The 23,277-nt window shown below is 74.4% G+C and carries 21 protein-coding genes and 2 pseudogenes; all 23 read left to right on the forward strand.

Translation table 11 applies throughout. The annotated features are described in order from the left end of the window. The 23 genes and pseudogenes from mltG to ACWHYA_RS11815 all read left to right on the forward strand — a co-directional run bounded on the left by mltG (position 1) and on the right by ACWHYA_RS11815 (position 23,217). On the forward strand, positions 1-1,242 hold the full coding sequence (gene mltG, locus ACWHYA_RS11705; RefSeq protein ID WP_425943689.1) for an endolytic transglycosylase MltG: 1,242 nt from the start codon (positions 1-3) through the stop codon (positions 1,240-1,242). Next, positions 1,236-2,117, forward strand: coding sequence for a shikimate dehydrogenase (locus ACWHYA_RS11710; protein WP_448095597.1), 882 nt, complete (start codon positions 1,236-1,238; stop codon positions 2,115-2,117). The genes mltG and ACWHYA_RS11710 overlap by 7 nt, the downstream gene beginning before the upstream one ends. Continuing rightward, on the forward strand, positions 2,110-2,829 hold the full coding sequence (locus ACWHYA_RS11715) for a prepilin peptidase (RefSeq protein WP_425943685.1): 720 nt from the start codon (positions 2,110-2,112) through the stop codon (positions 2,827-2,829). The genes ACWHYA_RS11710 and ACWHYA_RS11715 overlap by 8 nt, the downstream gene beginning before the upstream one ends. 115 nt (positions 2,830-2,944) lie before the next feature. Continuing rightward, positions 2,945-4,249: a chorismate synthase gene (aroC, locus tag ACWHYA_RS11720; protein ID WP_425943683.1), complete on the forward strand. Its 1,305-nt coding sequence runs from the start codon at positions 2,945-2,947 to the stop codon at positions 4,247-4,249. After that, the gene (locus tag ACWHYA_RS11725) at positions 4,246-4,773 is read left to right on the forward strand and encodes a shikimate kinase (protein ID WP_425943681.1); all 528 of its coding nucleotides are present in this window, start codon (positions 4,246-4,248) and stop codon (positions 4,771-4,773) included. Before aroC ends, ACWHYA_RS11725 begins: the two co-directional genes overlap by 4 nt. Then, entirely contained in the window at positions 4,770-5,849 is a 1,080-nt protein-coding gene (gene aroB, locus ACWHYA_RS11730; RefSeq protein ID WP_425943679.1) for a 3-dehydroquinate synthase, read from the forward strand. The genes ACWHYA_RS11725 and aroB overlap by 4 nt, the downstream gene beginning before the upstream one ends. Positions 5,850-6,004: 155 nt before the next feature. Beyond that, a complete protein-coding gene (gene efp / locus ACWHYA_RS11735) occupies positions 6,005-6,565 on the forward strand; it encodes an elongation factor P (protein WP_425943677.1) in 561 nt (186 codons plus the stop codon). A 1-nt stretch (position 6,566) separates the two neighbouring features. Continuing rightward, the gene (gene nusB, locus ACWHYA_RS11740; protein ID WP_425943675.1) at positions 6,567-6,980 is read left to right on the forward strand and encodes a transcription antitermination factor NusB; all 414 of its coding nucleotides are present in this window, start codon (positions 6,567-6,569) and stop codon (positions 6,978-6,980) included. Between the two features lie 139 nt (positions 6,981-7,119). Continuing rightward, the gene (gene pyrR, locus ACWHYA_RS11745; protein WP_425943673.1) at positions 7,120-7,698 is read left to right on the forward strand and encodes a bifunctional pyr operon transcriptional regulator/uracil phosphoribosyltransferase PyrR; all 579 of its coding nucleotides are present in this window, start codon (positions 7,120-7,122) and stop codon (positions 7,696-7,698) included. Further along, positions 7,695-8,627, forward strand: coding sequence for an aspartate carbamoyltransferase catalytic subunit (locus tag ACWHYA_RS11750; RefSeq protein WP_425943671.1), 933 nt, complete (start codon positions 7,695-7,697; stop codon positions 8,625-8,627). The genes pyrR and ACWHYA_RS11750 overlap by 4 nt, the downstream gene beginning before the upstream one ends. After that, positions 8,624-9,952 carry a dihydroorotase gene (locus tag ACWHYA_RS11755; RefSeq protein WP_425943669.1) on the forward strand — a complete coding sequence of 443 codons (1,329 nt, stop codon included), beginning with the start codon at positions 8,624-8,626 and terminating at the stop codon, positions 9,950-9,952. Before ACWHYA_RS11750 ends, ACWHYA_RS11755 begins: the two co-directional genes overlap by 4 nt. Further along, positions 9,949-11,109 (forward strand): glutamine-hydrolyzing carbamoyl-phosphate synthase small subunit, encoded by a 1,161-nt coding sequence (carA, locus tag ACWHYA_RS11760; RefSeq protein WP_425943667.1) that lies wholly within the window; start codon positions 9,949-9,951, stop codon positions 11,107-11,109. The genes ACWHYA_RS11755 and carA overlap by 4 nt, the downstream gene beginning before the upstream one ends. Continuing rightward, positions 11,096-12,112, forward strand: a pseudogene (carB, locus tag ACWHYA_RS11765) (carbamoyl-phosphate synthase large subunit); the annotation flags it as partial. The gene carA and the pseudogene carB (ACWHYA_RS11765), both read left to right, overlap by 14 nt. A 207-nt stretch (positions 12,113-12,319) precedes the next feature. Continuing rightward, a pseudogene (carB, locus tag ACWHYA_RS11770) lies at positions 12,320-14,653 on the forward strand (carbamoyl-phosphate synthase large subunit); the annotation flags it as partial. A 16-nt stretch (positions 14,654-14,669) separates the two neighbouring features. Next, entirely contained in the window at positions 14,670-15,497 is an 828-nt protein-coding gene (locus tag ACWHYA_RS11775) for an iron-sulfur cluster-binding protein (RefSeq protein ID WP_425943663.1), read from the forward strand. Continuing rightward, positions 15,494-16,363, forward strand: a complete 870-nt coding sequence (locus ACWHYA_RS11780; RefSeq protein ID WP_425943661.1) for a hypothetical protein — start codon at positions 15,494-15,496, stop codon at positions 16,361-16,363. Before ACWHYA_RS11775 ends, ACWHYA_RS11780 begins: the two co-directional genes overlap by 4 nt. Continuing rightward, positions 16,360-17,202: an orotidine-5'-phosphate decarboxylase gene (gene pyrF / locus ACWHYA_RS11785; RefSeq protein ID WP_425943659.1), complete on the forward strand. Its 843-nt coding sequence runs from the start codon at positions 16,360-16,362 to the stop codon at positions 17,200-17,202. Before ACWHYA_RS11780 ends, pyrF begins: the two co-directional genes overlap by 4 nt. Positions 17,203-17,298: 96 nt before the next feature. Next, a complete protein-coding gene (gene mihF / locus ACWHYA_RS11790) occupies positions 17,299-17,616 on the forward strand; it encodes an integration host factor, actinobacterial type (RefSeq protein ID WP_425943657.1) in 318 nt (105 codons plus the stop codon). Continuing rightward, positions 17,616-18,227, forward strand: coding sequence for a guanylate kinase (gene gmk, locus ACWHYA_RS11795; protein ID WP_425943736.1), 612 nt, complete (start codon positions 17,616-17,618; stop codon positions 18,225-18,227). Before mihF ends, gmk begins: the two co-directional genes overlap by 1 nt. Positions 18,228-18,231: 4 nt before the next feature. After that, on the forward strand, positions 18,232-18,495 hold the full coding sequence (gene rpoZ, locus ACWHYA_RS11800) for a DNA-directed RNA polymerase subunit omega (RefSeq protein ID WP_425943655.1): 264 nt from the start codon (positions 18,232-18,234) through the stop codon (positions 18,493-18,495). A 14-nt stretch (positions 18,496-18,509) separates the two neighbouring features. Continuing rightward, positions 18,510-19,784: a bifunctional phosphopantothenoylcysteine decarboxylase/phosphopantothenate--cysteine ligase CoaBC gene (gene coaBC, locus ACWHYA_RS11805; protein ID WP_425943653.1), complete on the forward strand. Its 1,275-nt coding sequence runs from the start codon at positions 18,510-18,512 to the stop codon at positions 19,782-19,784. 74 nt (positions 19,785-19,858) lie between these two features. After that, a complete protein-coding gene (gene metK / locus ACWHYA_RS11810) occupies positions 19,859-21,073 on the forward strand; it encodes a methionine adenosyltransferase (protein WP_425943651.1) in 1,215 nt (404 codons plus the stop codon). A gap of 29 nt (positions 21,074-21,102) precedes the next feature. Beyond that, the gene (locus tag ACWHYA_RS11815) at positions 21,103-23,217 is read left to right on the forward strand and encodes a primosomal protein N' family DNA-binding protein (protein ID WP_425943649.1); all 2,115 of its coding nucleotides are present in this window, start codon (positions 21,103-21,105) and stop codon (positions 23,215-23,217) included. Positions 23,218-23,277: the final 60 nt, after the last annotated feature.

Raw genomic sequence — 23,277 nt, forward strand, 5'->3', positions numbered from 1 at the left:
ATGAGCCATCCTCCGCACGAGGACTGGGACGAGCACGACGTGCACGGCACGGCGTCCGGGACCCGGTTCGACGACGACGTCCTCGGACTGCGTGGCGTCCACGACCACGACGAGTCGTTGGCCGACGACGTCCTCGAGCCCGAGGAGCAGCTGTTCCGCCGGCGACGCCGGCGACGGCGCAACCCGGTCCTGGTCGGCATCTCGCTGCTGCTCGCCGGGGCTCTCGTCGTCACCGCCTCCGTCTTCGCCGTCGGCTGGATGCGCGACCTGCTGCCCGACGTCTCGATCGGGGAGCCCACCGCGCAGGACTACGAGGGCTCCGGGACCGGTGAGGTCATGGTCGAGGTGCCACCCGGCGCCGGCGGCGGGGAGATCGCCCAGCTGCTGGTGGAGAACGACGTCGTGGCGTCGGCCGGGGCGTTCACCGCCGCGCTGCAGGCCGACCCCCGGTCCTCCTCGATCCAGCCGGGCACCTACCGGATGGCCGGCCAGATGAGTTCGCAGGCCGCGCTCGGGCGGCTCCTGGACGGCAACTTCCGGGAGATCGACGGCGTGACCGTCCGTGAGGGCCTGTGGGTGGCCGAGACCTTCGCCGCGCTGGCCGAGGCCACCGGCCACGAGGTCGCCGACTACGAGGCGGTCGACCCCGCCTCCCTCGACCTGCCCGACGCCGCCGAGGGCGAGCTGGAGGGCTTCCTCTACCCGAGCACCTACGAGTTCGGGCCGGACACCACCCCGGAGGAGCAGCTGCAGACGCTCGTCGACCAGGGCAGGCAGGTCTACGCCGACCTCGGGATCGCCGACGACGAGCTGCGCGAGGTCATCATCAAGGCGAGCATCGTCCAGGGCGAGGGCATGTTCTCCGAGGACCTGCCGAAGGTGGCGCGGGTCGTCGAGAACCGCCTGCAGCCCAACCCGGAGACCAACGGCTACCTGCAGATGGACTCCACGGTGCACTTCATCTTCCAGGAGCGCGGCCTGGCCGGCACGACGGACGAGCAGCGCGCCGACGACGACCCCCACAACACCTACGCCTACCCGGGGCTGCCGGCCGGTCCCATCAACAGCCCGGGCGAGGAGGCGATCCGCGCGGTGCTGGAACCGGAGCCGGGTGACTGGCTCTACTTCGTCACGGTGGACCCCTCGACGGGGGAGACCCGTTTCGCCACCGACTGGGCGGGGCACCAGGAGAACGTCCAGCTCTTCCAGCAGTGGTGCCAGGACAACCCGGACCAGTGCTGACCGCGGGTCCTCGGCGGGCCGCGGTGGTCGGGTCCCCGGTGGCGCACTCCCTCTCACCGGTGCTCCACCGGGCGGCCTACCGCAGGCTCGCGCTCACCGGGTGGGAGTATGCCGCCACCGAGGTCCCGCCGGGCGCGCTGGCCGGGTTCGTGGCCGGCCTGGGTCCGCAGTGGGCCGGGCTGTCGGTGACGATGCCCCTGAAGGACGAGGCTCTCGCGCTGGCCGACCACGCCGACGACGACGCCGTCCTCACCGGGAGCGCCAACACCCTCGTCCCCTCGGACGGCGGGTGGACGGCCTTCAACACCGACGTCCACGGCGTGGGGGCCGCGCTGGCCGAGGCCGGCCTGCTCCGGCCCCGACGGGCCGTCGTGCTGGGCGGCGGGGCGACCGCCCGCTCGGTGCTGGTGGCGCTCGACCGCCTCGGCGTGGAGCAGGTGCGGCTGCTGGTGCGCGACCGCGCCCGTCCGGGCACCGAGGAGCTCCTCGGGCGGCTGAGCGCCCGGACCACCGTCGCCACGTTCCCGGGGACGGACCGCGGCGGCGGCGCCCCGGACGTCGTCGTGAACACCCTCCCGGCCACCGTCGACCCCGCCGCGGACACGGTCCGCGCGGTGCTCGGCGGGGGGTGCCCGGTCGTGATGGACGTGGCCTACGCCCCGTGGCCGAGCGGCTTTGCGAGGGCCGTCGCGTCCGCGTCGGAGGGCCTGGTGCCCGTCCTGCGCGGCACCGCGATGCTCGCGCACCAGGCCGCCCGCCAGGTGCGGCTGATGACCGGGCATGATGTCCCGGTGGAGGTGTTGCGCACGGCCCTGCTCGAGGCCGCCGGTGCCTCTCCGACGACCCGGTGGTCGGAGGGACCGACCGGTGTCTGAGCAGGTGGCCCTCGGCCTCGTGGCGCTCGTCGTCGGGGTGCTCGGCATCCCCGTCGCCCGCTGGCTGGAGGCGACCACCTACCGCAAGCCCGACGAGGCGGACGTGCCTTACCCGGGCAACCGGTGGTGGGTGCCGTTCGCGCTCGCAGGCGCCTCGACGCTGGTGGTGCACCGTGTCTGGATCGTCGACGACGACGCCGTGCCCGGCTGGCCGGTGGCCGTGGTGCTCACCGCCACGCTGCTGCTCGTGACGCTGGCCTGCGTCTGCCTGGCGGCCATGGACCTGGACGTCCACCGCCTCCCGGACCGGATCATGTGGCCCACGATGGCGTTCCTGGCCACCGGCATGCTCCTCGCCGCGCTGGTGGGCGGAGGGCTGGAACCGTGGGTGCGCTCCATGGTGGCCGGGGTGGCCAGCGGGGGCTTCTACCTGCTGCTGGCCCTGCTGTCCCTGGCCCGGGGCTCGCTGGCCCTGGGCCTGGGCGACGTCAAGCTCGCCGTCGTGCTGGGCGCCGGCCTGGGGTGGTTCGGCTGGCCCGAGGTGGTCGCGGGCATCTACGCGGGATTTCTCGTCGGCGGGCTGCTGGCCGTCCTGCTCCTGCTGACGCGCCGGGTCGGGTGGAAGGGCGACTTCGCCTACGGGCCCCCGATGATGGTCGGGGCGCTGCTCGGCCTCGTGCTCGTCCCCGGCCCCACGGCCGGTCTGTTCTGACCCGCCGTGCGCCCGGTGGTTCCCCGGCAGGGGCCCGCCGGTCCCGGGCGGCGCCCGGGGCCTCGGCCTCGGCCGCCGGACGGTCGCACCGCCCGCCCGTGGGAGAATCGCCCGCATGCTGCGCTGGTTGACCGCCGGGGAGTCCCACGGCCCCGCCCTGACCGCCGTCCTCGAGGGTCTGCCCGCCGGGGTGCGGGTGGACCGGTCCGCCGTGGAGGGTGCGCTGGCCCGACGCCGCCTCGGCCACGGCCGGGGCGCCCGGATGTCATTCGAGGCCGACCAGCTGCGTTTCCTGGGCGGGCTGCGGCACGGGCTGAGCATCGGCTCCCCCCTCGCCCTGCTCGTGGAGAACAGCGAGTGGGCCAAGTGGCAGGCCGTGATGAGCCCCGAACCGGTGCCCGAGGAGGCGCTGCGGCGCGCCGACGACGTCGGTGCGCCCCAGGAGCTGGCCCGCAACCGCCCCCTCACCAGGCCCCGTCCGGGCCACGCCGACCTGGTGGGGATGACCAAGTACGGCTTCGACGAGGCCCGTCCCGTGCTCGAGCGCGCCTCCGCCCGGGAGACGGCGGCCAGGGTCGCCCTCGGTGCCGTCGCCGCGGCCTTCCTGGAGCAGGCCGTCGGCGTCCGGCTCGTCTCGCACACCGTCAGCATCGGACGGGCCGGCACCCCGTCGGTGGACGACGACGCCCCCGCGCTGGAGGACCTGCCCCGCCCGGACGACGTGGACGCGCTCGACGCCGACCCCGTGCGCACCCTCGACGCGGGACGCTCGGCCGCGATGGTCGCCGAGATCGACGCCGCCCGCCAGGACGGCGACACCCTCGGTGGCGTGGTCGAGGTCCTGGCCTGGGGGCTGCCCCCGGGTCTGGGTTCGCACGTCCACTGGGACCGGCGGCTCGACGCCCGCCTGGCTGCCGCGCTGATGGGGGTGCAGGCCATCAAGGGCGTCGAGGTGGGGGAGGGGTTCCGCACCGCCGCCCGCCGCGGCAGCCGCGCCCACGACGAGATCGTCGTCGACGGGGACGGGAGGGTGGCGAGGACCACCCTGCGCAGCGGGGGGACCGAGGGCGGGATGAGCACCGGCGAGGTGCTGCGCGTCCGTGCGGCGATGAAGCCGATCTCCACCGTGCCCAGGTCGTTGCGCACCATCGACACCACGACCGGCGAGGCCGCCACGGCCATCCACCAGCGGTCCGACGTCTGCGCGGTCCCGGCCGCCGGCGTGGTGGCCGAGGCCATGGTCGCCCTCGTCCTGGCCGACGCGGTCCTGGAGAAGTTCGGCGGCGACTCGGTGGCCGAGGTCGCGCGCAACCACGCCGCCTACCTGGAGCAGGTGCCGCCCCACCTGCGACCCGCGCCCGCCACCGCGCACTCCGCCACCGCTCACTCGGCCCCCGTCGACCCGGAGGGGACGGCGTGAGCGGCCCGATCGTCGTCCTCGTCGGCCCTCCCGGAGCCGGCAAGAGCACGGTGGGCCGCGGGCTCGCGGAACGGTGGGGCGTGCCGCTCGTCGACACCGACGTCGAGGTCGAGACCGCCGCCGGGCGCACGATCAGCGACATCTTCGTCCAGGACGGCGAGGCCTCCTTCCGCGACCTGGAGCGGGCCGCGGTGCTCCGCGCGCTGCAGGACGGACGCTCCTGCGTGCTGGCCCTCGGCGGAGGAGCGGTCATGCAGGAGGCCGTGGCCCAGGCCCTGGAGCAGAGCCCGGTCCCCGTCGTCTTCCTCGACGTCACCATCGCGGACGCGGCCTCCCGGGTCGGCTTCGACACCTCCCGCCCGCTGCTCCTGGTCAACCCCCGCGCCTCGTGGACCCGGCTGATGAACGTCCGTCGGCCGGTCTACGAGCGGCTGGCCGACCACCACGTGCAGACCGGAGGTCGGACCCCCGCGGCCGTCGTCGAGGAGGTCGTCGAGCGGGTGGGGGAGCGGCAGGAACCATGAGCGTGCGCACCGTCCACGTCGGTCCCCCCGCGCAGGGGTATGCCGTGCACGTGGGCGCCGGCGCCCTCGACCGGCTGGGCGAGCACGCCCGGCCCGGCCGACGGGTGCTCGTCGTCCACCAACCGGGGCGCGAGGAGCTGCTGGCGGAGGTGCTGCAGGTGCTGACCGCCGGCGGCGCCCGCCCCGTCGCCGCCCGGGTGCCGGACGCCGAGGCCGCCAAGGACGCCAGGGTGCTCGTGGACCTGTGGGGCGTGCTCGGGCGCGAGGGGTTCACCAGGGACGACCTCGTCGTCGGGCTGGGCGGAGGCGCGACCACGGACCTGGCCGGCTTCGTGGCGGCGACCTGGCTGCGCGGGGTGGAGGTGGTCCAGCTGCCCACCTCGCTGCTGGGGATCGTCGATGCCGCCGTGGGTGGCAAGACCGGGATCAACACCGCGGAGGGCAAGAACCTCGTGGGCGCCTTCCACGAGCCCTCGGCCGTGCTGTGCGACCCGTCCTGGCTGGCCACGATGGCCCGGCCGGACTACGCCTCCGGCCTGGCCGAGGTGCTCAAGTGCGGCTTCGTCGCCGACCCGCACGTCCTGGACCTCGTGGAGGCCGACCCGGGAGCGGCGCTGGACCCCGTGGCCGCCCCCGAGCTCGCGGCCGAGCTGGTGGTCCGGGCCGTGCAGGTCAAGGCCGACGTCGTCGCCGCCGACCTGCGCGAGGCCTCGGTGCGCGAGATCCTCAACTACGGCCACACCTTCGCCCACGCGGTCGAACAGGTCGAGGACTACACCTGGCGGCACGGGGACGCCGTGGCGGTGGGGATGGTCTACGTGGCCGAGCTGGCCTCCCGGCGGGGGCTGGTGGACGCCGAGCTGCTCGCCCGGCACCGCCGGGTGCTCTCGGCGGTCGGGCTGCCCACCTCCTACGGCCCCGGCCGCTGGCCCGAGCTGCGCGCCGCGATGGGTCGGGACAAGAAGGCGCGGGGGGCGACGCTGCGGTTCGTGGTGCTGGAGGGGCTCGCGCGGCCGACCCGGCTGGAGGGGCCGGACGAGGCCGAGCTGAGGGCCGCCTACGACGCCCTGCACTGACCGAGCCGCCTCAGCCGGGCGTCGGCCGCTGTGCCGCAGGACGATGCGGGTCGCCGCCGGAGTCGCCGCTAGACTTGTCCGGGTTTGGGTCCGTGTCCGCGCCGGCCCTCCCCGACGACCTGACCGACCTGACCGACCTGCGAAGGAAGAACGCTGTGGCAACCACGAACGACCTCAAGAACGGCATCGTCCTGGACATGGACAACGGGCTGTGGCAGGTGCTGGAGTTCCAGCACGTCAAGCCCGGCAAGGGCCCGGCGTTCGTGCGCACCAAGCTCAAGAACGTCACCTCCGGCAAGATCATCGACAAGACGTTCAACGCCGGCACCAAGGTGGAGACCGCGACCGTGGACCGGTCCGACTTCCAGTACCTGTACAACGACGGCACGGACTACATCTTCATGGACGAGAAGTCCTACGAGCAGATCCACGTCTCGCCCCAGGCCATGGGTGACGCCGCCAGGTTCCTGCTGGAGAACGGCCGCGCGATGATCGCCCAGCACGACGGGCAGGTGCTCTACGTCGAGCTGCCCGCCTCCGTCGTCCTGGAGGTCACCCACACCGAGCCCGGGCTGCAGGGCGACCGCTCGACCGGAGGCACCAAGCCGGCGACCCTGGAGACGGGGGCGGAGATCCAGGTGCCGCTGTTCCTCGAGAGCGGCACCAAGGTCAAGGTCGACACCCGCGACGGCTCCTACCTCGGCCGCGTGAGCTGACGTGCCCGCACGCACCAAGGCGCGCAAGCGCGCCCTGGAGCTGCTCTACGAGGCCGAGCAGCGAGGCCTGAACGTGGGGACCCTGCTGGAGGAGCGGATCGCGGTGCCCACCACGCAGCACCCGCTGCCGGAGTATGCCGTGGAGCTGGTCCGTGGGGTCGTGGACCACTGGTCCTCGATCGAGGAGGCGCTGACCACCTGGTCCCAGGGGTGGTCCCTGGACCGGATGGCCGCGGTCGACCGGGCGGCGCTGCGCATCGGGACGTGGGAGATCGTCTGGAACGACGCGGTCCCCGACGGCGTGGCCGTCTCCGAGGCGGTCAACCTCGTGCAGGACCTGTCCACCGACGACTCGCCGCGCTTCGTCAACGGCCTGCTCTCCCGGATCTCCGAGGTCAAGGACACCCTGGCCTGAGACCAGGGCCCCGCGCGAACGGTTCCTGGTCCGGCCCGGTTGAGTCCCGCGCAGGAGCCTGTCGTGGGTGCAGTACAGTGGCGCGCACCGAGCATCATCCTTTAACCACCGTCCTGTGAGGCGGGGAAGGAGACGGGCTGTGCCCCCTGCCCAGAACAGCGCTGGTCCAGGACGTGAGGTCCTCACCAGCAGCGAGATCGACCGGGCCCTGCGCCGGATCGCCCACGAGATCCTCGAGGCCAACAAGGGCCCGGAGAACCTGGTGCTCCTGGGGATCCCCACGCGCGGCGCCCACCTGGCCCGTCGGCTGGCCTCCGCCCTGGAGCAGGTCGAGGGCGTGGAGGTGCCGGTCGGGTCCCTGGACGTGACGATGTACCGCGACGACCTTCGCCGTCAGCCCACCCGGGCCGTCGAGCCCACCGTGGTTCCGGCCGGGGGCGTCGACGACAGGGTCGTGGTCCTGGTCGACGACGTGCTCTACTCCGGCCGCACGGTCCGGGCCGCCCTCGACGCGCTCTCGGACCTGGGCCGACCCCGGGCGGTGCGGCTGGCGGTGCTCGTCGACCGCGGCCACCGCGAGCTGCCGGTGCGGGCCGACTACGTGGGCAAGAACCTGCCCACGTCCACCAGCGAGCGGGTCATGGTCCGGCTCGCCGAGCACGACGGCGAGGGCACCGAGGGCGTGCGCATCGCCGGGCCCGCGGAGGAGCGCTCGTGAAGCACCTGCTGTCCATCGCCGACCTGACGCGCGAGGAGATCCTCTCCGTCCTGGACACCGCCGTCTCCATGCACGAGGTGCAGGACCGCGACGTCAAGAAGCTGCCGACCCTGCGCGGGCGGACCATCATCAACTTCTTCTTCGAGGACTCCACCCGCACCCGTGCCTCCTTCGAGATCGCCGGCAAGTGGATGAGCGCCGACACGATCAACCTCACCGGCAAGGGGACCTCGGTCTCCAAGGGCGAGTCCCTGCGGGACACGGTGCTGACCATCGACGCCATGGGCGTGGACATGATGATCATCCGCCACCCCGCCAGCGGTGCGCCCGCCCAGATCGCCGACTGGGTCGACTGCTCGATCGTCAACGCCGGGGACGGGACGCACGAGCATCCCAGCCAGGCCCTCCTGGACGCGTACACCCTGCGCCGCGCCCTCGGTGACCTGGCCGGGCGGCACGTGGCGATCGTCGGCGACCTGACCCACTCCCGGGTGCTGCGCTCCAACCTGCTCTGCCTGCGCGCCCTCGGTGCCGAGGTGACGCTGGTCGCCCCACCCACCCTGATGCCGAGCGGGGTGTCCTCCTGGTCGGCCAGGGACGGGTTCGAGACCTCCTACGACCTGGACGAGGTCCTTCCCCGGGTCGACGCCGTGATGATGCTGCGCGTGCAGCGCGAACGGATGAGCGGGGGCTACTTCCCCACCGCCCGGGAGTATGCCGTCACCTACGGGCTGACCGCGCGTCGCCTGGCGCTCCTGCCGGACCACGCGGTCATCACCCACCCCGGCCCCATGAACCGGGGGCTGGAGATCTCCGCCGAGGCCGCCGACGCGGCCCGGTCCCTCGTCCTGGACCAGGTCAGCGCCGGCGTGGCCGTGCGGATGTCCATCCTCTACCACCTCCTCGCGGGGGAAGGGAGCACCCAGTGACCCGGCTCAGCCAGCCCAGTCTGCTCGTCGAGGGGGCCGACGTGCTCGGGGGCGGCGCCCAGGACGTCCTCGTCGTCGACGGTCGGATCGCCGCCGTCGGTCCGGAGGCGGCCACCGGGGCACCGTCGGACACCCAGCGCCTCCCGGCGCAGGGCCTCGTCCTGCTCCCGGGCCTGGTCGACCTGCACACGCACCTGCGCGAGCCGGGACGCGAGGACGCCGAGACCGTCGAGAGCGGGTCGCAGGCCGCCGCCGCCGGCGGGTTCACCGCCGTGCTGGCGATGGCCAACACCGACCCGGTCGCCGACACGGCCGAGGTGGCCGAACGGGTCGCCGACCTGGGCCGCCGCGCCGGTTACGTGGACGTCCACCCGGTGGGCGCGGTCACCAAGGGCCTGGCCGGCGAGGAGCTGGCGGAGCTGGGGCTGATGGCCCGCTCCCGGGCCCGGGTCCGGGTGTTCTCCGACGACGGCCGGTGCGTCCACGACCCCCGCCTGATGCGCCGCGCCCTGGAGTACGTCCGGGCCTTCGACGGTGTCGTCTCCCAGCACGCCCAGGACCCCCGCCTGGCGGACGGGCGAGCCTGCTGCCACGAGGGTGAGCTCTCCGGGCGGCTCGGGCTGCCCGGGTGGCCGGCGGTCGCCGAGGAGACGATCGTGGCCCGGGACGTCATGCTCGCCCGGCACACGGGCTCGCGGGTGCACGTCGCGCACGTGACGACGGCGGGCACCGTCGAGGTCCTGCGCTGGGCCAAGGAGCGCGGGATCGACGTGACCGCCGAGGTGACCCCGCACCACCTCATGCTCACCGAGGACCGGCTGGTGGGCTACGACCCCACGTTCAAGGTCAACCCGCCGCTGCGTCCGACGGAGGACGCCGAGGCGCTGCGGGCGGCCCTGGCCGACGGCACGATCGACGCGGTCGCGACCGACCACGCCCCCCACGTGCGGCAGGACAAGGAGCACGCCTTCGTCGACGCGGCGTTCGGCATGCTCGGGCTGGAGACCGCGCTGGGGGTGGTGGGCACCCTGATGGTCCAGGAGGGCCGGATGGGGTGGGCCGACGTGGCCCGGGTGATGTCCCAGGCCCCCGCCAGGATCGCCCGGCTCACCGACCAGGGCCACCACGTGCGGCCGGGGGACCCCGCCACCCTCACCCTCGTCGACCCGGACCGCGTGGTCACCGTGGACGCGACCCGGTCGCGGTCCCTCTCGCGCAACAACCCCTGGAACGGTCTGCGGCTGACCGGGGCGGTCCACCTGACGATGCTGCGCGGGCGGGTCACCGCGCGCGAGGGCCTGGTCTGGGGAGGGGAGGAGCAGTGAGGGCGACCAGCACGGCCGGACCGGCGGTCCTGGTCCTGGAGGACGGGCGCACGTTCGCCGGGCAGTCCTACGGCGCGGTCGGCACCACCGTCGGCGAGGCCGTCTTCTCCACCGGCATGACCGGCTACCAGGAGACCCTCACCGACCCCTCCTACCACCGGCAGGTGGTGGTGATGACCGCCCCGCACATCGGCAACACGGGGGTCAACCCCCACGACATGGAGAGCAGCCGCATCTGGGTGGCCGGGTTCGTCGTCCGGGACCCCGCGCTGCGCCCCTCCAACTGGCGGTCCCAGGGCGACCTGGACGAGGCGCTGCGCACCTCCGGGGTCGTCGGGATCAGCGGGGTCGACACCCGGGCGCTGACCCGGCACCTGCGGGACCGCGGCGCCATGAGGGTCGGGATCTTCTCCGGCCCCGACGCCGGGCGACCCGTGGAGGAGCTCCTGCGCACGGTCACCCAGGCCCCCCGCATGGCGGGATCGGCCCTGGCCGAGGAGGTGAGCACCCCGCACCCCTACGTCGTCTCGCCGCCGGAGGGCGTGGCCCCGCGGTGGACGGTGGCGGCCCTCGACCTGGGCATCAAGGGCACGACCCCCACCCTCATGGCGGCGCGGGGGATCCGGGTGCACGTGCTTCCCGCGACCAGCACGTGGGAGGAGCTCCTGGCGGTGGAGCCCGACGGGGTCTTCTTCTCCAACGGCCCCGGTGACCCGGCCACCGCGGAGCACGAGACCGCCCTGCTGCGCCGGGTGCTGGACACCGGCCTGCCCTTCTTCGGCATCTGCTTCGGCAACCAGCTCCTGGGACGGGCGCTCGGACTGCCCACCTACAAGCTGGCCTTCGGCCACCGCGGGATCAACCAGCCCGTGCTGGACCGTGCCACCGGCAAGGTCGAGGTCACCGCGCACAACCATGGGTTCGCCGTCGGCTGGCCCGAGGGGACGCCCACCGACGAGGGCGCGGACACGCCGTACGGCCCGGTCCGCTGCTCGCACGTCGCCCTCAACGACGACGTCGTCGAGGGGCTGCGCTGCGTGGACGTGCCCGCCTTCTCGGTGCAGTACCACCCGGAGGCGGCAGCCGGTCCGCACGACGCGGAGCACCTGTTCGACCGGTTCGTGACGATGATGGAGGAGCACCGTGCCCAGGCGTGAGGACATCAGGAGCGTCCTGGTCATCGGCTCCGGGCCGATCGTCATCGGTCAGGCCGCCGAGTTCGACTACTCCGGCACCCAGGCGTGCCGGGTCCTGCGCGAGGAGGGCGTGCGGGTGGTCCTGGTCAACTCCAACCCCGCGACGATCATGACCGACCCGGGGGTGGCGGACGCCACCTACGTCGAGCCCATCACCCCCGAGATCGTCGAGGCCATCATCGCCAAGGAGCGCCCGGACGCCGTGCTGGCGACCCTGGGCGGACAGACCGCGCTGAACACGGCCATCGCCCTGCACGAGGGGGGCGTGCTGGAGCGCTACGGCTGCCCCCTCATCGGTGCCAACGTCGAGGCGATCCAGCTCGGCGAGGACCGGCAGGCCTTCAAGGGCGTGGTGCGACGCTGCGGCGCCGAGGTGGCCCGCTCGGCCATCTGCCACACGATGGAGGAGGCTCTCGCCGCGGCCGAGGACCTCGGTTACCCGGTCGTCGTGCGCCCCTCCTTCACGATGGGCGGCCTGGGCAGCGGGTTCGCCCACGACGAGAAGGAGCTGCGGCTCATCGCGGGGGCCGGACTGCAGGACAGCCCGACCACGGAGGTGCTCCTGGAGGAGTCGATCATGGGCTGGAAGGAGTACGAGCTGGAGGTGATGCGCGACCGCGCCGACAACGTCGTGGTCGTGTGCTCCATCGAGAACCTCGACCCCATGGGCGTGCACACCGGCGACTCGATCACCGTCGCCCCGGCGATGACCCTGACGGACCGGGAGTACCAGCGCCTGCGCGACATCGGGATCGCGATCATCCGCGAGGTCGGGGTCGACACCGGGGGGTGCAACATCCAGTTCGCTGTCGACCCCGACGACGGCCGCATCATCGTCATCGAGATGAACCCCCGGGTGTCGCGCTCCTCGGCGCTGGCGTCCAAGGCGACCGGGTACCCGATCGCCAAGATCGCCGCCAAGATGGCGCTCGGCTACACCCTGGACGAGGTGCCGAACGACATCATCACACCCGGGGGGCTCCGCCCCCCGGGATCCCCCCGGAACGACTCCACACCCGGGGGGCTCCGCCCCCCGGGATCCCCCCGGAACGACTCCACACCCGGGGGGCTCCGCCCCCCGGGATCCCCCCGGAACGACTCCACACCCGGGGGGCTCCGCCCCCCGGGATCCCTCCGGAAGGACTCCGCACCCGGCGGAGCCCACGACGCGACCCGCTTCTACTCGGCGGCCTTCGAGCCGACCCTCGACTACGTCGTCGTCAAGGTGCCCCGGTTCGCCTTCGAGAAGTTCCCGGCGGCCGACCCGACGCTGACGACCACGATGAAGTCGGTGGGCGAGGCGATGTCGCTGGGCCGCAGCTTCACCGAGGCGCTGCAGAAGGCCCTGCGCTCGGTCGAGCGCTCCGGCAGCAGCTTCCACTGGCGCGAGGACGAGTCGCCCAGCCCGGAGATGGCCCGCGCGCTGCTGGAGCAGGCCCGCACCCCGACCGACGGCCGGATCGTCCTGGTCCAGCAGGCGCTGCGCGGGGGGTGCACGGTGGAGGAGGTGCACGACGCCACGGGCATCGACCCGTGGTTCCTCGACCAGATCGAGCTGATCAACGACCTCGCCGCCCAGGTGCGGGAGCAGGCGCGGCCGGCCACCGGCGGGCGGCTCACCCCAGAGCTCCTCCGGCTGACCAAGCGGCACGGCTTCTCCGACGCCCAGCTGGCCGAGCTGAGCGGCATGACCGAGGCCGTCGTGCGCGGCGTGCGGCAGGCCCTGGGGGTGCGGCCGGTCTACAAGACCGTAGACACCTGCGCCGGCGAGTTCGCCGCCCAGACCCCCTACCACTACTCCACCTACGAGGAGGAGACCGAGGTCGCCCCGCGGGAGCGGCCCGCGGTGATCATCCTCGGCTCGGGTCCCAACCGCATCGGGCAGGGCATCGAGTTCGACTACTCCTGCGTCCATGCCTCGATGACCCTGCGCGAGCATGGTTTCGACACGGTGATGGTCAACTGCAACCCGGAGACGGTCTCCACCGACTACGACACCTCCAGCCGGCTCTACTTCGAGCCGCTCACCCTGGAGGACGTCCTGGAGGTGGTGCACGCCGAGCGGCAGGCGGGTCCGCTGGCGGGGGTCGTCGTCCAGCTCGGCGGTCAGACGCCGCTCGGCCTGGCCGCCGCGCTGAAGGCCGAGGGGGTGCCGGTCGTGGGCACCTCTCCCGAGGCGATCCACCTGGCCGAGGACCGTGGTGCCTTCGGCCGCATCCTGGCCGAGACCGGCCTGGCCGCGCCCCGGCACGGCACGGCATACTCGTCCGAGGAGGCGCTCGAGGTGGCCCGGGAGATCGGGTACCCGGTCCTGGTGCGTCCCTCCTACGTCCTGGGCGGCCGGGGGATGGAGATCGTCTACGACGACGAGACCCTCGCCGGCTACGTCGACCGCGCCACCCTGGCGGGGCCGGACCACCCGGTCCTCGTCGACAGGTTCCTGGACACGGCCGTCGAGATCGACGTCGACGCGATCTACGACGGTCACGACCTCTACGTCGGCGGCATCATGGAGCACATCGAGGAGGCCGGCATCCACTCCGGCGACTCCGCCTGCGTGCTGCCGCCGTTCACGCTGGGCAGGGCCGAGCTGGAGCAGGTGCGGGAGGCGACCCGCCGCCTCGCCGAGGCCATCGGCGTCAGGGGCCTGATCAACGTGCAGTTCGCCCTGGCCCAGGACGTGCTCTACGTCCTGGAGGCCAACCCGCGGGCCAGCCGCACCGTCCCCTTCGTCGCCAAGGCGACCGGGGTCGCCCTCGCCCGGGCCGCGGCCCGGGTCATGCTGGGCGCCACCGTCGCCGGGCTGCGCGAGGACGGCTCCCTGCCGGCGCACGTCGACGGCGGCATGATGCCCACGGACGCGCCATTCTCGGTCAAGGAGGCGATCCTGCCGTTCCGGCGCTTCCGTACCCAGACCGGGCAGGCCGTCGACTCCATCCTCGGACCCGAGATGCGCTCGACCGGCGAGGTCATGGGGATCGACGCCTCGTTCGGGGCCGCGTTCGCCAAGAGCCAGCTGCGGGCCGGCACCAGCCTGCCCACCGGGGGGACCGTCTTCGTCTCCGTCGCCAACCGGGACAAGCGCTCGATGATCTTTCCGGTCAAGCGGCTCGTCGACCTCGGGTTCTCGGTCATGGCCACCGAGGGCACCGCCGACGTGCTGCGGCGCAACGGCATCGAGGCGCAGGTCGTGCGCAAGCACAGCCGCCCCGAGGGCCCCGACGCGCCCGGTCCCTCGATCGTGGACCTGATCACGGCCGGGGAGGTGGACATGGTCATCAACACCCCGTCCGGACGGGACGCCCGCGCCGACGGCTACGCCATCCGGGCGGCGACCACCAGCCTCGACCGGCCGATCATCACCACCGTCCAGCAGCTCGCGGTGGCGGTGCTGGGGATCGAGGCCATGCGCGACGGGCCCCTCCAGGTCGCCTCGCTCCAGGAGCACGCGGCCGCCCTGGACCTCTTCGGCAGGCCGGCCCCGGGCGCTCCCGTCGGTTCCTGAGGCCGGTCCGGTCGTCATGGGCGCACGACGCGGTCCGGTCCGCGAGGCGGGCACCGTCCTGCAGACGGTGCCGGCCGAGGTGGTCTCGGTGCGGTACGCGGGACGCTTCGACGTCGTGGGCCTCACCCTCGGCGAGCAGCACCCGTCCTGGGCGCACGCCAGGCCGGGCCAGTTCGTCCTCGAACCCGGGGACCCCTCGGCCGGCGCGGTCCGGGCCCGCCTGCACTGGCTGGCGGGGGCCGACCAGGACCCCGTCCACGGCACCACCGCCGAGCTGGTGCTGCCGGCCGGACGGTCCCTGGCGCCGGGGGCGCGGCTGCGGCTGCTGGGCCCCCTCGGCCACGGGTTCTCCGCGCCGCGGGAGCCGGTCGAGGTGCTCCTCGTCGGACACGAGGGGGGTGCGGTGCCCCTCCGGTGGCTCACCGCCCGGCTGCGGGCACGGGGCTGCGTGGTCCACCTCGTCCTGTCCGCGGACGACCCCGAGCTGCACCTGGACCTGCCCTTCCTGCGGCGCCACGCACGGACGGTGGTCCTCACCACGTCCGAGGACCTCGGGCCGGCCCTGACGCGGTCGCTGGACGAGCACGGGGACCGGCTCGGGGTGGTGTATGCCGCCGCTCCCGGTCGGCTCGTGCCCGCCCTCGTCGGGACCGTCGCGGCGCGCGGTCTCGCGTGCCGGGTGTCGACGCTGGACCTGGCCGACCCGTCCGTCCTCTGCGGCACGGGCCTGTGCGGTGGGTGCGACGTGGTGCTGCTGGGTGGTCCCCGGGCGGGCCAGGTGCTCCGGTCGTGCCTCGAGGGTCCCGTCGTCCCGGGAGAGTGGCTGGCGGGTGACGCCCGGTGACCGGCGTGCCGCTGGCGTCCCTGCCCCGGGTGTGGCTCGGACCGGGGACGTGCACCGACGCCGCCGCGGTGGCCCGCCTGCCGGGGGCGGACGGGCTCCTCGTCCCGGTCGGCCCGGTGACCCCCGGGGCACCGCTGAGGCGGACCGGGGCCACCCGTGTCCACGGGGCCGGGGTGGGCGGGGTCGAGCACGACGACGCCCGGGGGACGGGGGTGGCGACCGCCGCCGACGACCTCGTCCGTGCCCGGACCGCCGGCCTGAGGGCCTGCCTGTGCGTGCGGGCGGAGCGGCCCGAGGACGTGGCAGCCGCGGTCGAGGCGCTCCTGCGGCACCCCGACGGGGACGTCGTCGCGGCCGTGGAGGTCGACCTGCGCGGGCGTGGCGAGCAGGTGGTGCTGCGGATCGCCGCCCGGGTCCGCGAGGTGCTGGGCCGCTCCGTCCCGCTCCTGGTGAAGGTGCTGGCCGTCGATCCGCAGCTGGTCGCCGTGGCCCGGTCCGCCGTGGCCGGTGGAGCCGGGGGAGTCGTCGTGGCGGGCCAGGTGCCGCTCGCCGGTGGACGCTGGTGGACCGGGCCCTCGACGGCGGCGGTCACCCGCTCGGGCCTGCGCACCCTGCGCGCCGCCGCGGCCGACCACCGGTGGCCGGGGGCGGTGCTGGTCGGCGCCGGGGGTGTGCACTCGGTGGTCACGGCGCGGGCGGCCGTCGCCGACGGCGCGTCCGCCGTCCAGCTGGGCACGGCCCTGTGGGCCGATCCCACCCTGCTGCCGGCGCTGCGGACAGCCCTGGCCGACCGGCCCCCGGGCGACCCCGACCCCGACCCCGACCCCGACCCCGACCCCCGTCCCCCCACCAGGAGCACCCCGTGAGCACCTCCTTCGCAAACCGGCTGGCCGAGGCGCTGGCCCGGTACGGACCCCTGTGCGTCGGCCTCGACCCCCACCCCGGCCTGCTCGCCGACTGGGGCCTGCCCGACGACGCCTCCGGCCTGCGCACCTTCGCCGAGCGCGTGCTGGACGCGGCGGCCGGCCGGTGCGCCGCCGTCAAGCCGCAGGCCGCGTTCTTCGAACGGCACGGTGCCGACGGGGTGCGGGTGCTCGAGGAGGTGCTCCTCGGTTGCCGCGACCGTGGGCTGCTCAGCGTGCTGGACGCCAAGAGGGGGGACATCGGCTCGACCATGACCGCCTACGCCGAGGCGTACCTGGCCGACGGTGCGCCCCTGGCGGCGGACTCGGTGACCCTGAGCCCCTACCTCGGCTACGGCTCGCTTCGTCCTGCGATCGACCTGGCCCGGGCCACCGGCCGCGGTGTGTGGGTGCTGGGACTGACCTCCAACCCGGAGGGTGCCTCGGTCCAGCAGGTCGGCTCCCCGACGGTGGCCGCCCGGGTGGTCGAGCAGGTCGCGGTCGACAACGCCGGGATGAGCCCGTTCGGCGACGTCGGCCTGGTCGTCGGGGCCACCCTGGCGGATCCTCCCTCCGCGCTCGGGCTGGACCTGCGCGCCGCGGCGGCCCCGGTCCTCGCGCCGGGCGTCGGGGCTCAGGGCGCCTCGGGGGCCGACCTCCTGCGCCTGTTCGCCGGCCTGACCGACCGGATCCTGGTCCCGGTGAGCCGGGCGATCCTGGCCGCGGGTCCGGGGGAGCGCGCCCTGGCCGAAGCCGTCACCACCTGGTCGGACGGGCTGCGGGCGGACCTGGCCACAGGCTGACCAGGGAGCATGGGTTGGCACACCCGCCCGGGTGTGGATAGGTTCACCTGCAGCGGACTTCCGTCCGCGCACCGACCCAGACGGAGGAGTTGGACCGTGCCCCTTCCCCAGCTGACGCCAGAGCAGCGAGCCGACGCGCTCGCCAAGGCGGCGGCGGCCCGCCGTGAGCGAGCGGCCGTGAAGAACCGGCTCAAGAACGCCCAGGGTTCGCTCAAGGAGGTCATCACCGAGGGCAAGGAGAACGACGTCGTCGGCAAGATGAAGGTCTCGGCCCTGCTGGAGTCGCTGCCGGGCGTGGGTCGCGTGCGCGCCCGCCAGGTGATGGAGGACATCGGCATCTCCGAGAGCCGTCGGGTGCGCGGGCTGGGTGCCAACCAGGTCGCCCAGCTGCTCGAGCGGTTCGGCGAGAGCTGATCCCCGCGCAGCAGGCCGACGACGCGGGATCCGGTCCGCCGGTCCGCCGGCTCGTCGTCCTCGCCGGGCCGACCGCGGTCGGCAAGGGGACCGTCGCCGCCTACGTCCGCGAGCACCATCCGGGGGTCTGGCTGTCCGTCTCGGCCACCACGCGCGAGCCGCGTCCCGGCGAGGTGCACGGCGAGCACTACTACTTCGTCGACGACGCGGAGTTCGACCGGCTGGCCCGGGAGGGTCAGCTCCTGGAGTGGGCCCTCGTGCACGGGCGGGCCCGGTACGGCACCCCTCGCCGACCCGTGGAGCAGGTCCTGGCCCAGGGACGCCCGGCCCTGCTGGAGATCGACCTGCAGGGTGCACGCAAGATCCGCGAGGCCATGCCCGACGCGCTGTTCGTGTTCCTGGCACCGCCGTCGTGGGACGACCTCGTCGTGCGCCTGGTCGGACGCGGCACGGAGTCGCCCGAGGAGCGGCAGGTCCGGCTCGGCACCGCACGCACCGAGCTGGCGGCGGCCGAGGAGTTCGACGTGACCATCGTCAACGACGACGTTTCCCGCGCCGCCGAGGAACTCGTATCATTGATGGTCGACCCCACCCCAGCAAAGGATTCGTGAGAACGTGACCGGCACCATCGCCCATCCGGACGGCATCACCAACCCGCCGATCGACAGTCTCCTCGAGCGCGCCGACAGCAAGTACGCGCTCGTCATCTACGCCGCCAAGCGCGCGCGCCAGATCAACGCCTACTACTCCCAGCTCTCCGAGGGCCTCCTCGAGTACGTCGGCCCCCTGGTGGAGGCCGACGCCACCGACAAGCCGCTGTCCATCGCGCTCCACGAGATCGACCAGGGCAAGCTGCACCTGGGCGCCATCGAGAGCTGAGCGGGACAGCGCGGATGCGGGTCGTCCTCGGGGTCTCCGGGGGGATCGCCGCCTACAAGGCCTGCCTCGTGCTGCGCCTGCTCACCGAGGCGGGGCACGAGGTCACGGTCGTCCCCACCCGGGCGGCCCTGCGCTTCGTCGGGACCGCCACGTGGGAGGCGCTCAGCGGGCGTCCCGTCGCAACCGAGGTGTGGGACGACGTCCCGGGCGTCGCGCACGTCCGGCTCGGCCAGGAGGCCGACCTGGTGCTCGTGGCCCCCGCCACCGCCGACCTGCTCGCCCGAGCGGCGCACGGCCTGGCCGACGACCTGCTGACCACGACGCTGCTCGTGGCCCGGTGCCCGGTCGTGCTCGCCCCGGCGATGCACACCGAGATGTGGGGCCACGCCTCCACGGTGGACAACGTCGCGACCCTGCGCGGACGCGGCGTGCACGTCGTCGAGCCCGCCTCGGGCCGCCTCACCGGGACCGACAGCGGACCGGGGCGGCTGCCCGAGCCGGAAGAGATCGTCGCGGCCGCGCTGAGGGTCCTCGACGGGTGGTCCGGGACGGACGACGCGGACCCCGCCGTCCAGTCCGGGGCCGACGCCGACCGCTCCAAGCACCTCGCCGGGCGGCACGTGGTGGTGTCGGCCGGCGGCACGCGCGAGCCGCTCGACCCGGTGCGCTTCCTGGGCAACCGGTCGTCCGGCAAGCAGGGGTACGCCCTGGCGGCCGAGGCGGCCCGCCGTGGTGCACGGGTCACCCTGGTCTCGGCCAACGTCGACCTGCCGGCCCCCGGCGGCACCGAGGTGGTGGCGGTCGAGACGGCCCTGCAGCTGCAGGACGCGGTGGGAGAGGCCGTGCGGGACGACGCTGACGTCGTGGTCATGGCGGCCGCGGTCGCCGACTTCCGGCCCGCCGCCTACACGGACCGCAAGATCAAGAAGGAGCACGGCGTCGACGCGGCGGAGGCTCCCGTGGTCGAGCTCGTGCGCAACCCCGACGTGCTGGCCGGCCTGGTCGCCGACCGGGGGGACGCCGGGCGGCCGGTCCTCGTCGGCTTCGCGGCCGAGACCGGTGACGACCAGGGAAGCGTGCTGGAGCACGCCCGGGACAAGCTCGGGCGCAAGGGCTGCGACCTGCTCGTGGCCAACGAGGTCGGTCCCGGGGTGACCTTCGGTCAGGACACCACCACCGTCCACCTGCTCCGTCCCGACGTCGAGGACGTGCGCACCGTCGGGCCGACCGGCAAGGACCGCGTCGCGGTGGCGGTGTGGGACGAGGTGGCCGCGCTCCTGGGGACGTAGCCCGCCGACCGTCGGTCGCGGACCGTAGACTGCGCGGGTCCGTCAGCAGCCGCTGCGCAACGCGAGGAGAGTCGATGGCCCGCCTGTTCACGTCCGAGTCCGTCACCGAGGGGCATCCGGACAAGATCTGCGACCAGATCAGCGACGGCATCCTGGACGAGCTGCTCCGTCAGGACCCGGGCTCGCGGGTGGCCGTGGAGACGATGGTGACCACCGGGCTGGTGCACGTGGCCGGCGAGGTGCGCACCAGCGGCTACGCCAACATCCCCCAGATCGTGCGCGACACCATCCTCGAGATCGGTTACGACAACTCCCACAAGGGTTTCGACGGTCGCACCTGCGGGGTCGAGGTCTCCATCGGGGACCAGTCCGCGGACATCGCCGTGGGGGTGGACACGGCGATGGACAGCCGTGACGACGCGGGCGCCGACCCCTACGACGTCCAGGGGGCGGGCGACCAGGGTCTGATGTTCGGCTACGCCTGCGAGGACACCCCGGAGCTCATGCCCCTGCCGATCTTCCTGGCCCACCGGCTGGCCGAGCGGCTCAGCCAGGTGCGCAAGAGCGGCGAGCTGGACTACCTGCGCCCGGACGGCAAGACGCAGGTCACCATCGCCTACGAGGGGGACCGCGCCGTCCGGCTGGACACCGTGGTCCTCTCCACCCAGCACGCACGGGACATCTCGCTGGAGGACCAGCTGACCCCGGACATCCGCGAGCGCGTCATCGGTCCCGTGCTCGAGGAGGCGCACGAGGCCGGGATCGACCTGCACACCGACGGCTACCGGATGCTGGTCAACCCCACCGGGATCTTCACGATCGGCGGACCGATGGGCGACGCGGGGCTGACAGGCCGCAAGATCATCGTCGACACCTACGGCGGCATGGCCCGGCACGGCGGTGGGGCCTTCTCCGGGAAGGACCCCTCCAAGGTGGACCGCTCGGCGGCCTACGCCATGCGCTGGGTCGCCAAGCACGTCGTGGCCGCCGGGCTGGCCCGCCGGTGCGAGATCCAGGTCGCCTACGCGATCGGGACCGCCCACCCGGTGGGGCTCTACGTCGAGACCTTCGGCACCGGCACGGTGCCGGACGACAAGATCCAGGAGGCGGTCACCCGGGTGTTCGACCTGCGGCCCGCCGCCCTCGTGGACCAGCTCGACCTGCTGCGCCCGATCTACCGCCCGACCGCGGCGTACGGCCACTTCGGGCGCACGCAGGCCCCCGGGGTGGACGACGCGTTCACCTGGGAGCGGCTGGGTCGGGTCGAGGAGCTGCGCCGGGCGGTCTGAGGACGGTCACCGAGGACCCGGGGCAGGCGATGGGCGAGGTTGAGGAGCAGCTGACGCTGGTGCCGCCCCCGGCGGGCGGGCCCCGGCGTCGCCGCTCCGGCACGGCCGGCGACCGGGCCGTCGCCGAGCACGACCCCGTCGCGCGCGTCGTGGTGGACACCCCGCTGGCCCATCTCGACCGGATCTTCGAGTACGCCGTCCCGAGCGAGCTGGACGACGACGTGCGGCCGGGGGTGCGGGTCCGGGTGCGGATGGCGGGCCGGCAGCACGACGGGTTCGTCGTGGGACGGTCCGCCGAGGCCGACCACCCCGGTCGGCTCGTGCCCCTGCTGCGGGTCGTCGGGCACGAGCAGGTGCTGACCCAGGACGTGCTGGCGGCGGCCCGGGAGGTGGCCGACCACTACGGCGGCACGCTGGCCGACGTCCTGCGGCTCGCGGTTCCTCCCCGCCACGCCCGTGCGGAGCGCAGCGGAACCGGGGCCTCTGCGGACCTGTCCGCAGGAGACCCGCCGACCCGTGCGGACCCGCGCCCGGCCGGAGCCGGCCAGCCACCTGCGCCCGGCGAGGTCGCGGACGGCCCTTGGTCCGCCTACCCGGCCGGTCCCGCCCTGCTGCGCCGGCTGCGGTCCGGCGAGGCGCCCGTCGCGGCCTGGACTGCGCTGCCGGGCCGCCCGCCGGAGCAGGACTGGCCGGCCGCGGTGGCCCAGGCCGTCGCGGCGACCCGCGCCGGCGGGCGGGGTGCGGTCGTCGTGGTGCCCGACCGTCGGGACGTCGACCGGGTGCTCACCGCCGTGGCCGCGGTGGTCGGGGAGGAGGACTGCGTGGCGCTCACCGCCGACCTCGGCCCCGAGGCCCGATACCGCGCCTTCCTGCGAGTGCTCAGGGGACAGGCCCGGGTGGTCGTGGGCACGAGGGCCGCCGCCTGGGCGCCGGTGGCCGACCCCGGCCTCCTCGTGTGCTGGGACGACGGCGACGACCTGCACCAGGAGCCTCGCGCCCCCTACCCGCACGTGCGGGAGGTCCTGCGACTGCGGGCGGACCGGGCGCGCGCCGGCCTGCTGGTCGGCGGCCTCGGCCGCAGCGTCCCGCTGCAGGCCTGGGTCACGGCGGGGGTGGCGGCCGACGTGGCTCCCGCCCGCGCGGCCGTCCGCTCCTCCGCCCCCGCGGTGGTCGTCGCGGGGGAGGGACGGCAGGAGGACCGGGACCCGGCGGCGCGGACGGCGCGCATCCCCAGCCTGGCGTGGCAGGCCCTGCGGGCGGGCCTGGACACGGGTCCCGTGCTGGTCCAGGTGCCGCGGCAGGGGTATGTCGTGGCGCTGGCCTGCCAGGACTGCCGCACCCCGGTGCGCTGCCCGCGGTGCGAGGGTCCCGTCGGCGTCCCCACCGCGGGCCGGGGGCCGGCCTGCCGCTGGTGCGGCCTGGGCGTCGCGGACCGGTCCCGCTGCCGCTCCTGCGGGTCGGAACGGCTGCGGGCCAGCGGGGTGGGGGAGCGCCGTACCGCCGAGGAGCTGGGCCGGGCCTTCCCGGGGGTCCGCGTCGTCAGCTCGGGCGGGGCCCAGGTCGTGGCGTGCGTGGACGACTCGCCCGCCCTCGTCGTGGCGACCCCGGGTGCCGAGCCGTGGGCGCCCGGTGGCTACCGGGCGGCTGCGCTGCTCGACGGGTGGCAGCTGCTCGACCGGGCCAGTCTGGACGCGGCCGTGGAGGCGCTGCGCCGCTGGGCCGCCGCGGCCGCGCTGGTCCGGCCGGCCGCGGGCGGGTCCACCGCCCGCGTCGTCCTCTGCGGGGTTCCGCCGCACGCCCAGGTGCCCGCGGTGGAGGCTCTGGTGCGCTGGGACCCGGTCTGGCTGGCCGCCCGTGAGCTGGCGGACCGGGTCGATCTCGGGCTGCCACCGCTCCGTCGGCACGTGCTGCTCCGCGGAGCACCGGCGGGGGTGGCCGCGTTCGCCGCCCAGCTCGCCGAGGCAGGTCACGTCCTCCTCGGAGAGGTCAGGGCCACCGGTCCGGACGAGGCGGTCGCGGTGCTCGGCGAGGCGCAGGGGAGGCCGCTGGCCGAGGACGTGCGCGCGGTCCGGGCGGTGCGGAGCGCGCGGAAGGCGGACGACCCGGTGCGGGCGGTGCTGGACCCGGTGGAAGGACCCCGCTGAGGGCCGGCTCGGCACCTCCGCCGCACGTCTCAAAGTGGTAACGATCCAGTGACCGTCCGG

Source organism: Ornithinimicrobium carbonis (assembly GCF_977012275.1).

Excerpts from the sequence above, each read along its gene's own strand:
- aroB (WP_425943679.1), top strand. The coding sequence starts at position 4,770 with ATGAGCGTGCGCACCGTCCACGTCGGTCCCCCCGCGCAGGGGTATGCC.
- coaBC (WP_425943653.1), top strand. The coding sequence starts at position 18,510 with ATGCGGGTCGTCCTCGGGGTCTCCGGGGGGATCGCCGCCTACAAGGCC.
- metK (WP_425943651.1), top strand. The coding sequence starts at position 19,859 with ATGGCCCGCCTGTTCACGTCCGAGTCCGTCACCGAGGGGCATCCGGAC.
- ACWHYA_RS11815 (WP_425943649.1), top strand. The coding sequence starts at position 21,103 with ATGGGCGAGGTTGAGGAGCAGCTGACGCTGGTGCCGCCCCCGGCGGGC.
- mltG (WP_425943689.1), top strand. The coding sequence starts at position 1 with ATGAGCCATCCTCCGCACGAGGACTGGGACGAGCACGACGTGCACGGC.
- ACWHYA_RS11775 (WP_425943663.1), top strand. The coding sequence starts at position 14,670 with ATGGGCGCACGACGCGGTCCGGTCCGCGAGGCGGGCACCGTCCTGCAG.
- aroC (WP_425943683.1), top strand. The coding sequence starts at position 2,945 with ATGCTGCGCTGGTTGACCGCCGGGGAGTCCCACGGCCCCGCCCTGACC.